The organism is Pseudomonas sp. GM50 (assembly GCF_000282375.1).
Lineage (GTDB): Bacteria > Pseudomonadota > Gammaproteobacteria > Pseudomonadales > Pseudomonadaceae > Aquipseudomonas.
Map to the genome: position 1 here is coordinate 1 of NZ_AKJK01000145.1, position 12,652 is coordinate 12,652.

Annotated in this window: 12 protein-coding genes and 2 pseudogenes; 8 read left to right on the forward strand and 6 right to left on the reverse strand. The window is 59.3% G+C overall.

The features are described 5' to 3' along the window. Positions 1-30: 30 nt before the first annotated feature. The 3 genes and pseudogenes from PMI30_RS00560 to PMI30_RS00550 form a co-directional block, all read right to left on the reverse strand. Positions 31-255: pseudogene (locus PMI30_RS00560) on the reverse strand (terminase); the annotation flags it as partial. Positions 256-465: 210 nt separating this feature from the next. Then, positions 466-1,947 (reverse strand): methyl-accepting chemotaxis protein, encoded by a 1,482-nt coding sequence (locus PMI30_RS00555; protein ID WP_008015141.1) that lies wholly within the window; start codon positions 1,945-1,947, stop codon positions 466-468. Positions 1,948-2,246: 299 nt separating this feature from the next. Continuing rightward, positions 2,247-3,056, reverse strand: coding sequence for a TatD family hydrolase (locus PMI30_RS00550; RefSeq protein WP_008015143.1), 810 nt, complete (start codon positions 3,054-3,056; stop codon positions 2,247-2,249). Positions 3,057-3,293: 237 nt separating this feature from the next. On the opposite strand from PMI30_RS00550, the gene PMI30_RS00545 reads away from it, so the two are divergent. The 3 genes from PMI30_RS00545 (at position 3,294) to PMI30_RS00535 (ending at position 5,822) form a co-directional block, all read left to right on the forward strand. Further along, positions 3,294-4,715, forward strand: a complete 1,422-nt coding sequence (locus PMI30_RS00545; RefSeq protein WP_008015144.1) for a transglycosylase SLT domain-containing protein — start codon at positions 3,294-3,296, stop codon at positions 4,713-4,715. Positions 4,716-4,818: 103 nt separating this feature from the next. Next, complete coding sequence (locus PMI30_RS00540) at positions 4,819-5,253, forward strand: DoxX family protein (RefSeq protein WP_008015146.1); 435 nt, start codon at positions 4,819-4,821, stop codon at positions 5,251-5,253. Positions 5,254-5,513: 260 nt separating this feature from the next. Then, positions 5,514-5,822, forward strand: coding sequence for a hypothetical protein (locus PMI30_RS00535; RefSeq protein ID WP_008015149.1), 309 nt, complete (start codon positions 5,514-5,516; stop codon positions 5,820-5,822). A 33-nt stretch (positions 5,823-5,855) separates the two neighbouring features. Here PMI30_RS00535 and PMI30_RS31030 read toward each other — a convergent pair. Next, positions 5,856-5,963 (reverse strand): annotated as a pseudogene (locus tag PMI30_RS31030) (transcription elongation factor GreB); the annotation flags it as partial. A 177-nt stretch (positions 5,964-6,140) separates the two neighbouring features. Between PMI30_RS31030 and PMI30_RS00530 the strand changes: the two are divergent. The 3 genes from PMI30_RS00530 to greB all read left to right on the forward strand — a co-directional run bounded on the left by PMI30_RS00530 (position 6,141) and on the right by greB (position 8,252). After that, the gene (locus tag PMI30_RS00530) at positions 6,141-6,437 is read left to right on the forward strand and encodes a helix-turn-helix domain-containing protein (protein ID WP_008015150.1); all 297 of its coding nucleotides are present in this window, start codon (positions 6,141-6,143) and stop codon (positions 6,435-6,437) included. Continuing rightward, complete coding sequence (locus tag PMI30_RS00525; protein WP_008015152.1) at positions 6,434-7,711, forward strand: type II toxin-antitoxin system HipA family toxin; 1,278 nt, start codon at positions 6,434-6,436, stop codon at positions 7,709-7,711. The genes PMI30_RS00530 and PMI30_RS00525 overlap by 4 nt, the downstream gene beginning before the upstream one ends. 67 nt (positions 7,712-7,778) lie before the next feature. Further along, positions 7,779-8,252 (forward strand): transcription elongation factor GreB, encoded by a 474-nt coding sequence (greB, locus tag PMI30_RS00520; RefSeq protein ID WP_008015153.1) that lies wholly within the window; start codon positions 7,779-7,781, stop codon positions 8,250-8,252. 91 nt (positions 8,253-8,343) lie between these two features. On the opposite strand, the gene PMI30_RS00515 is transcribed toward greB, so the two are convergent. Then, on the reverse strand, positions 8,344-10,848 hold the full coding sequence (locus PMI30_RS00515) for an ABC transporter permease (protein ID WP_008015155.1): 2,505 nt from the start codon (positions 10,846-10,848) through the stop codon (positions 8,344-8,346). After that, the gene (locus tag PMI30_RS00510; protein ID WP_007899869.1) at positions 10,848-11,531 is read right to left on the reverse strand and encodes an ABC transporter ATP-binding protein; all 684 of its coding nucleotides are present in this window, start codon (positions 11,529-11,531) and stop codon (positions 10,848-10,850) included. Before PMI30_RS00510 ends, PMI30_RS00515 begins: the two co-directional genes overlap by 1 nt. Positions 11,532-11,541: 10 nt before the next feature. Here PMI30_RS00510 and PMI30_RS00505 point away from each other — a divergent pair, with 10 nt between their 5' ends. After that, positions 11,542-12,147, forward strand: coding sequence for an arylesterase (locus PMI30_RS00505; RefSeq protein WP_008015158.1), 606 nt, complete (start codon positions 11,542-11,544; stop codon positions 12,145-12,147). Between the two features lie 56 nt (positions 12,148-12,203). Continuing rightward, entirely contained in the window at positions 12,204-12,497 is a 294-nt protein-coding gene (locus PMI30_RS00500) for a hypothetical protein (protein WP_007899882.1), read from the forward strand. The last annotated feature ends 155 nt before the right edge of the window (positions 12,498-12,652 follow it).

Below are 12,652 nucleotides of genomic sequence, written 5' to 3' on the forward strand. Positions count from 1 at the left end.
CCCCCCGCCACTGCTCGCAGGCTACGCCTACAGGCGGTGACCGTGGCGCTGCAGGCCCAGGGCGGCGAGCAGGCCGATAACGCCGATCGCGATGCTCGCCAGATCCAGGCTGAACACCCCCGAGACCATCAGTAAAAACGCCACGATGAACAGCGGCACGGCAATCAGGTGCAATACCGGATTGGTCGGGTCCTGATGATTATGCGGGTGCGTTCGCCATTGCCAGGCGGGAAGGTTGGGGTGACGTTTGCCCATGATGCTTATCCTTGGTTCGATGAGGCTCTTGAACAAAGAATAGGCCGGGCGAAAGCCGTCGGCGAATCGAGGCTGGCTATTGAAGTGATAGGGGTCATGGTCAATATTGATGTTGGCCGGTCTGACGCCTTCGCGGGCAAGCCTCGCTCCTACAGGGATTTGTGAACGCACCATCCCATGTAGGAGCGAGGCTTGCCCGCGAAGAGGCCCTCAAAGCTTGAGCTGCCCGATGGCCTTGCTCAACTCCCCGGCCAACATCGCCAACTCATTGCTGGTAATCGCCGAATTCACGGTCTGCTGCACAGTGTTTTCGGTCACGTCGCGAATGCTCACCACCGCCCGATTCATCTCCTGCGCCACATGGCTCTGCTGCTCGGCTGCCACCGCGATCTGCGTATTGCTTTCACGCATCTGCGCCACCGCACTGGTGATTTCGACCAGCGCCACGCTGGCTTCCTGAGCCTGTTGCATGCAATCGTCCGCCTTGTACGAGCTTTCCTGCATGAAGTCCACGGCATCCCGAGTGCCGGCCTGCAGCGCTGAAACCATGGTGGTGATCTCGTCGGTGGACGCCTGGACTCGCTTGGCCAGGTTACGCACTTCATCGGCGACCACCGCAAACCCACGGCCCATTTCACCGGCCCGGGCCGCTTCGATGGCTGCATTAAGGGCCAGCAGGTTGGTCTGTTCGGCGATGCTGTGGATCACGCCGACCACGCCGTTGATCTTCTGGCTGTCCTCGGCCAGACGCTGAATCATCTCGGCCGTTTGCTGCACGCCGGTGGACAAGCCGCCAATCGATTGCTGCACCCGAGTGACCACTGCCTGGCCGCTGCCCGCCAGGGTGTCGGCGGTTTGCGAGAGGTCGCGGGTGGCGCCGGCGTGTTGGGCGATATGATGAACCGTGGCAGTCATCTCGTTGATCGCCGTGGCGGCCTGATCGGTTTCGCTTTGTTGACCGAGCATGCCGTGACGCACCTCGTTCATGCTCGAAGCCAGCCGCGCCGCACCGACATCCAGTTGTCGGGCGGTGCTGGCGACGGTGTTGACCACCCGCTGGTAACCGGCCTGCATGGCGTTGAAGGCGTTGGCCATCTGCCCGACTTCATCCTTGCAAGCCAGCGGCACACGTGCCGACAGGTCACCGGTTTTCTCGACGTGGAGCATCACGTCTTTCAAGGTATTGAGCTGGCTGAGCAAGAAGCGGATCAACAGTTGCGACGCGCCGAGCATTGCCAGCATCAGGATGAATACGGCTACCGCGTAGTGGGTGAAGCGATCGCCGAACACTTGGCTCAGACTCGGGCCATAGGCAATCACCGCGATCTGTTGACCGTCAGGGCGAGTGAATACCTCGGCGCCCATCAACGGGTTTTCACCGAACAGCGGCATAGCGTTGATCTCGACCCAACCGTTGGTATCGGTAAGCTCCAGCAGCGGTTGCCCATTCAGTAACGGCGCCTGCCCGCGATTGAAGGTCAGCAGATTATCGGCCTTGGGCAGCGGCTGCCCGGCAGGCCAGGTATTGAGCAATCGCGCCTGGGCCTGGGCCGACGCCTGGGCGGCGTGGCTGCGGGCTTGTTGTTCAAGCTGCACGGCGTACAGCACTAGCAACAGAGTGGTGACGAAGGCGACGGCGTTGACCGCCCAGAATTTGTATTTCAGCGAGATGTTGCTAAGCCAGGCACCCATGGAGGTCTTCTCTGATAGCGGAAACAGTTTTGGCAAGGTGCCAGCATTGTGCTGCTATGCAGGGCTTCAGATGTTGATGCAGGTCAACGAGCACAGCCTATCCAAATGTGTGTGGACCTTGTTAGGACTGGGGACATAATTGTGTGGCGAGGGGGTTTACCCCCGTTGGGTCGCGAAGCGGCCCCAAAACCTGCAATCGCGGTGTATTAGGTACACCGCATGCAATGGTTTACGACTGCTACGCAGCCGAACGGGGGCAAGCCCCCTCGCCACATACCGCTCCCACAGGGGATTTGTAGTTACTGGGGGATCGAAGGTAACCCGTAGAATGCCCGTGCGCATGCTGTGGTGTGGTTTGCCAGGTCTTCCTGGCTTTCACCACGATGCAACGCCACCTCACGCAACACTTCGGTCAGATATGCCGGCTCGTTGCGACCATTCTTCGGCTTGGGGCGCAAACTGCGGGGCAGCAGATATGGCGCATCGCTCTCCAGCATCAAGCGCCCGCGTTTTATCTCTTTGACCAACGGATGCAAGTGCGTGCCCCGGCGTTCATCGCAGATCCAGCCAGTGATGCCGATGTGCAAATCCAGATCGAGGTAGCTGAACAGCGCCTTCTTTTCACCGGTGAAGCAGTGCACCACGGCAGCCGGCAACTGGTCGCGGTAATCGCGCAGGATCTCCAGCAGTCGTTGGCTGGCATCGCGCTCATGCAGGAACACCGGCAGCTGCAGTTCGACCGCCATCTCCAGATGTTTTTCGAGGACCTTTTCCTGTTGCGGGCGGGGCGAGAAATCACGATTGAAATCGAGGCCGCATTCACCCACGGCCACCACGTTCGGCTCCTTGAGCAAACTGTGCAGGCGCTGAGCGCTGTCGGCGTTCCAGTCGCTGGCCGAGTGCGGGTGAATACCGGCCGTAGCGAACAGTCGCTGAGCGCTCTCGTCCAGTTGCTGGCACAGCTCCAGAGCCTGTTCGCTGCCCTCGACGCTGGTCCCGGTGAGTACCAGTTGGCAGACTCCGGCAGCATAGGCACGGTCAAGTACAGCCTGGTGTTTGTCGGCGAAACTGGGGTTGGTCAGGTTGACGCCGATATCGATGAGTTGCATGGTGCTACCTCGGACCAAAGGCCGGAAAGCATATCAGAGCTGTAGATTTATAAGAAAAGCCAAGAACTACAACGAGTTAAAGCTGTCTGTTGAGGCCGCGAGACAAGTCGGGTTGGTAGAATTGCCATCACTGTGCCACTCTCACGCACTTTGCCAGCGCTTCAGGCGCTCTGTTTCTGTCGCTCGACGTCATGAGCTCACCCATGAAGTCGACCAGTATTCTTTTCCGGAGAGTGGATGACTCGTCCCTCGGTTTTGTTACTGCTGTGTTGTTCGTTGCTGCTGCCAATGTCGGCGGTTGCGCGTCTGGCCGGGCCGTTGCAAGCCGTGCCGGCGGCCCAGGTCCGCGACTTGGCGGAGATTCGCAGCAGTCGCGTGCTGCGGGTGTTGGTCAACCAGAGTCGCAACAGCTCCGGTGAAGTCCAGGGCCAGGCCATCGGCGTCGAATACCACCGCCTGCGCGCTTTCGAACAATACCTCAATGGCCATGCCCGTGACGGCCAGGAAATCACCCTCAAGATCATTCCCAAAGCCAAGGATCAACTGCTCGGCGCGTTGCAGCGTGGGGAGGGTGATCTGGTCGCGCCGGGGGAATTGCTCGATCCGCAATCGGGCCTCGCGGTCAGCACCAGTCAACCGATCGCCAGCAATGTGCCGTTGCTGCTGGTGGGGATTAAAGGCGAACGACGTTACACCCGTCTCGAACAACTCTCGGGCAAAACCCTGGCACTGCCCACAGGCAGTGTCGCCGGGGATGCAGTCAGTCAGATCAATCAGAAGCTCGCGCTGCACAAACTGCCTCCGGTGAAGATCGAGTGGGTCGATCCAAGCCTGGCGGTCGAGGACGTGCTGGAAATGGTCCAGGGCGGGATCTTTCATCTGACGATTGTCGAGCAACCGATTGCCGAACGCTGGGGCAAGATCCTGCCCAAATTGCGCTTCGATCGTCAGGTCCTTATCAGCGAGCCGGGCGAGGAGTACTGGTTCGTGCGCCGCGACGCCTCGATGCTGCGCGCAAGCATCGATCGCTTCCTGACTACCTACAAGAAGCCGTCGGACCAGGATGCGGCGTTCCTGCGGATCTACAGGCGCCTGTATCAAGTGCACTACCCCTTGGCCAAGGCTGATCGGCAGCGCCTGGAGAAACTTCGACCAGTGTTGCAGAAACACGCTGAAGCCCAAGGGATGGACTGGCTGAACCTGGCAGCGCTGGCCTTCAAGGAGTCGGCGCTGCAGCCCAACGCCAGAAGCGGTAGCGGCCCCACCGGCCTGATGCAAATCACCCCGTCCGCCGCCCAACGGGTTGGCGTGAGTAATATTGAAAACCTCGACGCCAATGTGCAGGCCGGCGCCAAGTACCTGGCGATGATCCGCCGCAAGTTTTTCGCCAGCCCCAAACTCAATGAGCGCGAGCGCATGGCGTTCGTGTTGGCGGCCTACAACATGGGACCGGAGCGGGTTCAAGGCATGCGCGCCGAAGCCCGGCGACGCGGCTTGAATCCTAATCAGTGGTTCTTCCAGGTCGAGCGCATTGCCATGGAGCAGGTGGGAATGGGGGCTGTCAGCTATGTTAATAGCGTGAACAAGTATTACCTGGCGTTCGATCGGGAGCGGGAGTCGTTGGAGCCCCAAGGGCAAAAAGTGGCCTCACGGAAATGATCGACTAATCTGATTGTTATGGTGGGTTTTTTGCGCTTTTAACATGAGCTTTACTGATTAATATAGCGGCCAACCAACACACACTCACAATGGATGACACAGCATGAGCACACTGATCAACAAGGTACTGTTCACTCGCGCGGGCTACGGTCTGACGATTCTGCGCATTTTCGTCGGCATTATCTTCGCGGCCCATGGCTCACAGAAACTCTTCGGGGCATTCGGCGGCTACGGCATTGCCGGCACCGCGCAGTACATGGAAAGCATCGGGCTGGCACCGGGTCACCTGATGGCGATCCTGGCGGGTGGTACCGAGTTCTTCGGCGGCCTGGCATTGATCATCGGTCTGCTGGTACGCCCGGCAGCACTGGGGCTGACCTTCCTCTCGCTGGTCGCGATTTTCTCGGTGCACATCAGCAACGGTCTGTTCATGGCCAACAACGGTTATGAATTCGCCCTGGCTTTGCTCGGTGGCAGCCTCGCGGTGCTGATCGAAGGTGCAGGCAAGCTGTCGGTAGACCGCGCTATCACCGACTGACCGTTCTGGCTCAACAAAAAGGCCTGCATTGTGCGACGCACTGTGCAGGCCTTTTTTGTTGCTGGTGATTCTTGACACTGTCCGGTCAGCTTCTCTAGGATGCTGCCCATGCGCCGATTTAAACAGCTACTTGCGGGGCGCCAGGTGACACCTTCAGTTGCCGATAGAAGCTTGAAACAGGCTTCGAAATACCGCTAAAGCGCTGGTTCGGTGTTGCCTCTCACCTGCCATGCAGACTTTTGAGGCAGAGACACGACACAATGAATGCATTAAGCCCCGTTATACGCCCCGCGCCGATCACGGCACACCTCACCCAGCGCAATCCAAAAATCCTGCTTGGCGGTAAACATCAGCCGACGCTTCTGCGTTACCTCGATGGCTGGCCACGTCGTACCGGTGGGCCTGCTGCCTTCCTGATTCAGTTTGTCGACGACGGCGAGTCACTGGCACGGTTTGCCAACGACAGTTTCGATCTGGCGGTGATTCTGGCGCCCAGCATCGAGGATGCGCCGGAAGTGATCAGACAGCTGACTCGCGTGGCTCGCCAAGGGCTGATTACTCGTCGCTGAGGTTCAGAGCGCTACGACTCAGAGCGCCGCGGCTCAAAAATAGTCGATCGCCACGAAATACACGAATTGTTCACCGGTCGGTGTCTGGACCCGCACTTCGGCGTCCAGTGCCTTGCCGATCAAGGCGCACGCAATTGAACTCTATTGGTCGTATCTGAACTTTTATAGTTATTATTTGCTATTAATTGGTCAAATATGACCATTAATGCAAAAAATTACATATCATGCTATTGATACAACTGGTCAGAATAGATCCTTTGTTCGATATTATTGGTCATACTGGATCAGTTATGACCAATAGTGTGTTCGGAGAAATCTATGTCGCTTATGCATTTTTTGTACAGCCCAGCGGAAATCGCACGCGAGCTGGGGAAGAATGCCGAATCGTTGCGCTTGTCCAAGAACCTTTCTCGCAGAACCTTGGCTGAGCAATCCGGAGTGTCTGAGTCCTCCATCAAGCGGTTCGAACACTCAGGCTCGATCACTCTTGAGTCCATGATTCTCCTGGCCACGGCGCTCGATGAGCTAACGCCGGTGATGAGTCTTTTCAAACCCTCGCATCCAGGCTCAATCGACGAGCTAAAAAATCTCAAGCGTAAACGAGGCACCAAATGAGCTCGCCTATCCCCAGGTTCAAGCCCACTGAATCGCTCACCGTCACTGCCAATGGCGTAATGGTTGGCGAATTGAGCCGTATCGAGGGGAAAGGCATCTACTTTGTGTACGACAAAGAATGGCTGGCCAAGGGGTTCGACCTTTCTCCCCTGACAATGACATTCGATGACAAGCCACAGCTCGCTCGGGAAAGTCGTTTGTTCAAGGGCCTGCATGGCCCATTTGCAGATTCCTTGCCGGACGGTTGGGGGCTTCTGCTGATGGATAGATTCTTCGACGCGACCTTCGGAGCAGGCACCTCGCTGACGCTCAGTCCGCTGGATCGGCTGGCCTATATCGGTGATCGGGCTATGGGGATCTTTGAGTACCATCCCAAAGCAGAAAAGATCGCCGCCGAGTCAGTGAATCTTGCTCGCCTGTTCGAGGCATCTGTCGAGGTACAACAAGGAGACACCCCAGGAGTGCTCAAGGGGTTACGCTTGGCGGGTGGTTCCCCCGGTGGTGCTCGCCCCAAAGCAATCGCCGCACTGTCACACGATCTTGAAACTGCGACTTCAGCTTTTGGCCAACTTCCACCTGGATACGCTCACTGGCTTGTGAAGTTCAGGGCTCTGAGTGAGCCTTTGGAGACTGGCGGGATCGAGCAAGCGTATGCGGTGATGGCCAGAAGGGCTGGGGTGAACATGGCGCATACGGAACTGCTAGAGGTGCAGATGCGCCAGGGCGGATTTGAGCGGTTCTTCGCAGCCAAACGTTTCGATCGTGATGGCGATCGCAAGATTCATATGATTACCCTCTGCGCGTTGGTCTACGCAGACTTCCGGGCGCCGACGATGGATTACAGCCAGCTACTCAAGCTGACTAGCGCACTGACGAAAAGCGCTGCCGAGGTTGAGAAAATGACAAGGCTCATGATCTTCAATGCGGTGTTCCACAACTACGACGATCACACCAAAAACTTTGCGTTTCTGTATCACGAACCTCAGGACAAAAGTGGGCAGGGGGGCTGGAGGCTGTCTCCAGCGTACGACCTTACTTTCTCCGATGGGATGGGCGAGCACTCCACTGCATTTTCAGGTCATGGTAAGCCGACACGAAAGGTCATCAGAGACCTGTGCAAGGATTACAAATACCTCAAGCCTGATGAATACCTAGACCAAACCCTCGCGGCGCTTGATGACTGGGACCGTGTGCTCAGAGCACTGAAAATCCCCAAGTCTGCGGGGGCAGCAATTCACCGGGTTCTCAGTGATTCAAGGGTGCGCTTCGCTTGAGCGCGACCAGGGGCTCCAAGAGCCGATATAACCTTGCTGGAGATAAATCGTTAGTGAGAAATCCATCTTGAGTACGAACATCATCACAAAGGAAGGTCATGAGGCTCTGAAGCAGGAGCTCGACTACCTTTGGCGGGAAAAGCGTCCTGACACCACGCGCAAGGTCACTTGGGCGGCGTCGCTCGGCGACCGTAGCGAAAACGCGGATTACCAATACAACAAGAAGCTGCTCCGGGAAATCGACCGGCGTGTTCGCTACCTTCGCAAGCGCCTCGAAGATGTGCGGGTGGTTGCGTACTCACCTGAGCAGGAAGGCAAGGTCTTTTTCGGGGCTTGGGTCGAGATCGAAAACGAGGCAGGTGAAATCAAGAAATTCCGGGTTGTGGGGTATGACGAAATCTACGGTCGCAACGATTACATCTCCATCGATTCGCCAATGGCGCGTGCGCTTTTGAAGAAAGAGGTCGGTGATGAGGCCGTTGTGCAGACCCCGAGCGGAGAAATGTTGTGGTGGATAAACGAGATCAGATACCCGAAATAGGGTGTACTCGGCGTTTTCCGAGCGATCGCCCTACGGGGAGGGCGATAACGGCTCGTGGTGACTTCTTGCGATTGAGTACTTGATGTGTTTATCAACCCTCGCGCAAGACTGTCAGGGGGCTGGCGTTCAAGGCGCGACGCGTGCCGAACACACCGGCGCCGCCGATCAGCACGGCACCGATCAGTGGCAACACCAAAAGCCATGGATGCGGATGCCAAGGCAGGTCGAAAGCGTAACGGTAGAGCACCAGGCTCACCAGTTCCGAACCCAGTGCCGCCAACAACCCGCTGACCGCGCCGAGCAGGCCGAACTCGATACGTCGAGCCCTGACCAACAACTGGCGCTCGGCACCCAGCGCTCGCAGCAATGCACCTTGGCGAATGCGTTCATCCAGCGTTGCCTGCAAACCGGAGAACAGCACCGCCATCCCCGCCGCCAATACAAACAACAGTACGTATTCCACTGCCAGAGTGACTTGGGCGAGGATGCTGCGCAGCTGCGCCAGCAAGGCTTCGACTTGTAGAATGGTCACTGCCGGAAAGCTGCGGGACAGGTCGACGATTTGCTGATCGTGACCGGCCGCCAGGTAGAAACTGGTCAGGTAGGTCGCCGGTAAGTCCTTCAAGGTGCCAGGCTGGAAGATCATGAAGAAGTTTGGCTGGAAGTTGTCCCAGTTGATCTCCCGCAGGCTGGTGACTTTCGCCTCCCGATTGACCCCGCCAACGGTGAACACCATGTGATCGCCGAGCTTGAGCTTGAGGCTTTCGGCGACTTTACCTTCCACCGAAACTCCGGGTATTTCATCCGCGGGTTGCTGATCCCACCAGTTGCCGGCGGTGAGTTTGTTACCCGCTGGCAAGTCTGCCGCCCAGGTCAGGCTAAGGTCGCGTTGGATGGCTCGATCACCAGCCGAATCCTTGCTGACGATCTCCTGCACCGGTTCGCCATTGATGCTGATCAGTCGTCCCGGCACCACCGGGTACAGCGGCGCCGATTGTGCCGACAACTCCATCAGTCGATCGGTAAAGGCTTGTTTGTCCGCCGGCAGAATGTTCAGGGCGAAATAGTTCGGGGCGTTTTTCGGCAACTGGTTTTGCCAGGTATCGAGCAACTCGCCTCGCAGTAAAGCGATCAGCGCCATGGACAGCAGAATCAAACCGAAGGCCAGGGCTTGGCCTGCCGCCGCCAGTGGATGACGCAGCAGTTGGCCCAACCCGAGGCGCCATGGCAGTGAGGCGCGCGCGAGCATCCGGCGTAGGCTCTTGAGCAGCAGCAATAGCAAGCCGCCGAGCACCAACGCCGCAATCACACCGCCGCCGAGCAGGGCGAAGGTCAGCACCAGGTCCAGGCTCAGGCGCCACATGATCAGGCCGAGGGCACCCAACGCCGCGCCATAGACCATCCAGGTGCTGGATGGAATCGGCAGCATGTCGCGACGCAACACCCGTAGTGGTGGCACTCGACCCAAAGCGGCCAGTGGCGGCAGGGCGAAGCCGGCGAGCGCGACCAGCCCGGTGCCGATCCCGGCGATGGCTGGCAGCAGGCCACCCGGTGGAACATCGGTTGGCAGTAAATCACGCAGCAGCGCAAACAGCCCGAGCTGCGCGAGCCAGCCAAGCAGGGCGCCGCTGATGCTGGCAAGCAGTCCGAGTACGGTCAGTTGCAGACTGAACAGCACCATGGTTTCCCGACGGGACAGGCCCAGGCAGCGCAGCAATGCACTGGCATCGAAGCGGCGGGTGGCGAAGCGTGTCGCCGACAGCGCCACCGCCACGCCAGACAGCAGAACCGCCACCAGACTGGCCATGTTCAAGTAACGTTCGGCCTTGCCCAGGGCGCCGCCGATCTGCCGGTTGCCATCGCGAGCATCCTGGATGCGTTGGTTGGCCGCCAGCCCGGGTTTGATCAGCTGGCGATAGGTTTCCAGCGCCTCGGCTTTGCCGCGCCAGAGTTCGCGGTAACTGACCCGGCTGCCGGGTTGCACTACGCCGGTCGCCTCAAGGTCGCTGAGGTTGATCAGCACCCGTGGTGTCAGGCTGTAGAAATTGCCGGCGCGATCCGGCTCATAAGTCAGCACTCGCGCCAGCGTCAGGGTTTTCATGCCGACGTCAATACTGTCGCCGATCTTCAAGTCCAGTGCGGTCAGCAGTCGCGCTTCGACCCAGGCTTCGCCGGGTTTCGGACTACCACCGGGTTCTTCCGGCGCGAAGGGCGCGGGGGCGCTTTTCAGTTCGCCGCGCAACGGGTAGACGTCATCGGCGGCTTTGATACTGGACAGCTGAATGCCGTTGTCGGTGGCGATGACGCTGGAAAATTCCACCACCTGAGCGTGCTCGAGGCCCATCTCCGTGCCGCTGCTGATCTGTTCCGGTCGTGCCGGCGAACTGCCTTCGAGCAGCAGGTCGGCGCCGAGAAATTCGGTGGCGCGCAGCATCATGGCGCCATTCAGGCGGGCACCAAAGTAGCCAATGGCGGTACTTGCCGCCACGGCCACCAGCAAGGCGAAGAACAACACCCGCAACTCACCGGCGCGGGCATCGCGCAGCAATTGGCGGATGGCGAGGCTGAACAGGCGCAACAGCGGCAAGCGTGCCATCAAGGCTCCAGAGGGGCGACCAGCAGGCCGGCTTCAAGGCGGATCAGGCGCCGGCAGCGATGTGCCAGGCGTTCGTCGTGGGTCACCAGCACCAGGGTGGTACCGCTTTCCTGGTTGAGTTCGAACAGCAGGTCACTGATGCGCTCGCCGGTGTGGCTGTCGAGGTTGCCGGTGGGTTCATCGGCGAACAGCACGTCGGGCTCGGCGGCGAACGCCCGGGCAATCGCCACGCGCTGCTGCTCGCCACCGGAGAGCTGGCGCGGTGAGTGGGTCAGGCGTTGCCCCAGGCCGACCCGTTGCAACAGTTCAGTGGCGCGTTCGCGAGCGTCTTTGCGGCCATCGAGTTCCAGCGGCAGCATGACGTTTTCCAAAGCGTTGAGACTGTCGAGCAACTGGAATGATTGAAAAACAAACCCCACGTGCTCGGCGCGAATGCGGGCGCGCTGATCTTCATCGAGATTGCTCAGGCCTTGCCCGGCGAGGGTGACTTCGCCGCTGCTCGGCAGGTCGAGGCCGGCGAGCAGGCCCAGGAGGGTGGATTTGCCGGAACCGGAAGCGCCGACGATGGCCAGGCTATCGCCCTTGTTCAGTTCCAGGCTGAGTTCGTGCAGGATAGTCAGTTCACCTTCCGCGCTCGGAACCACTTTGCTGAGGTTCTTCGCGGTGAGAATGCTTGCGCCCATGGAGAATCCGATGCGTGTGTGGTTTTTGAGTGCTGGCCTGGCCTTGATGTGCATGGCCCAGAGCGCAGCGGCGGGTACAGTCCTGATCGTTGGCGATAGTATCAGCGCCGGTTTCGGCCTGGATACCCGCTTGGGGTGGGTGTCATTGCTCGAGCAACGGCTCAAGCGCGAAGGTTTCGACGATAAGGTGGTCAATGCGTCCATCAGCGGCGACACCAGTGCCGGAGGCCGGGCGCGCCTGCCGGCGCTGCTTGCAGAGCATAAACCTGCGCTGGTTATCCTCGAGTTGGGAGGCAATGACGGCCTGCGCGGAATGCCGCCAACACAATTGCAACAAAATCTTGCGTCGATGATCGACAGCTCCCGCGTCAGTGGCGCCAAGGTGCTGTTGCTGGGCATGCAATTGCCACCCAATTATGGCGTGCGTTACACCCAGGCCTTTGCCGAGGTATTCACCAAGGTGGCCAACGAGAAAAAGATTTCGCTGGTGCCGTTTTTTCTCGACGGTGTGGGTGGTCATCCGGACCTGATGCAAGGCGACGGCCTGCACCCGGCAGCGGCGGCTCAGGACAAGTTGCTGGAAAATGTCTGGCCGACACTGAAACCGCTGCTTTGACGCTTTTCTAGCGGCGGTGTTTCGGCTAAGGTGGCGCCCCCGATTTGGAGCCCCCGATGCCGCGTCCTGCCTGGTCCCTTTTTGCCTACCAACTGATCGAGCCTGACGAACAGCTGGATCTGTTCGCCTGCCAGGAAGTGCGGGTACATCTGGTGACCCGTCAGCTGGAATTGGGCGGCTCGGCGGACCGAACCTTGTGCGGCAGCCTGTTGCCGGCGCAACCGCGCTGGTCTAGCGTCGACCGTACAGTGTTCCAGGACCAGCGCCTGTGCTCGCTTTGCCGGGCCATTCTGGAGTCGCAAAAACGCGGCACCTCGCCGATCTGGCCTGAGTTGCGGTTCGAGCTTTAGATCACTGTGGCGAGGGGGCTCCCTCTGTGTTGGGCCGGCGGGTATCGCCCGCTCTTGTAGGAGCGAGGCTTGCCCGCGAAGGCGGCCTGATAGTCGACTGGGGTCTTTGATCGTGTACATATCCGTTTCTGCGGTCACGGCGGCTGGCGGTTATC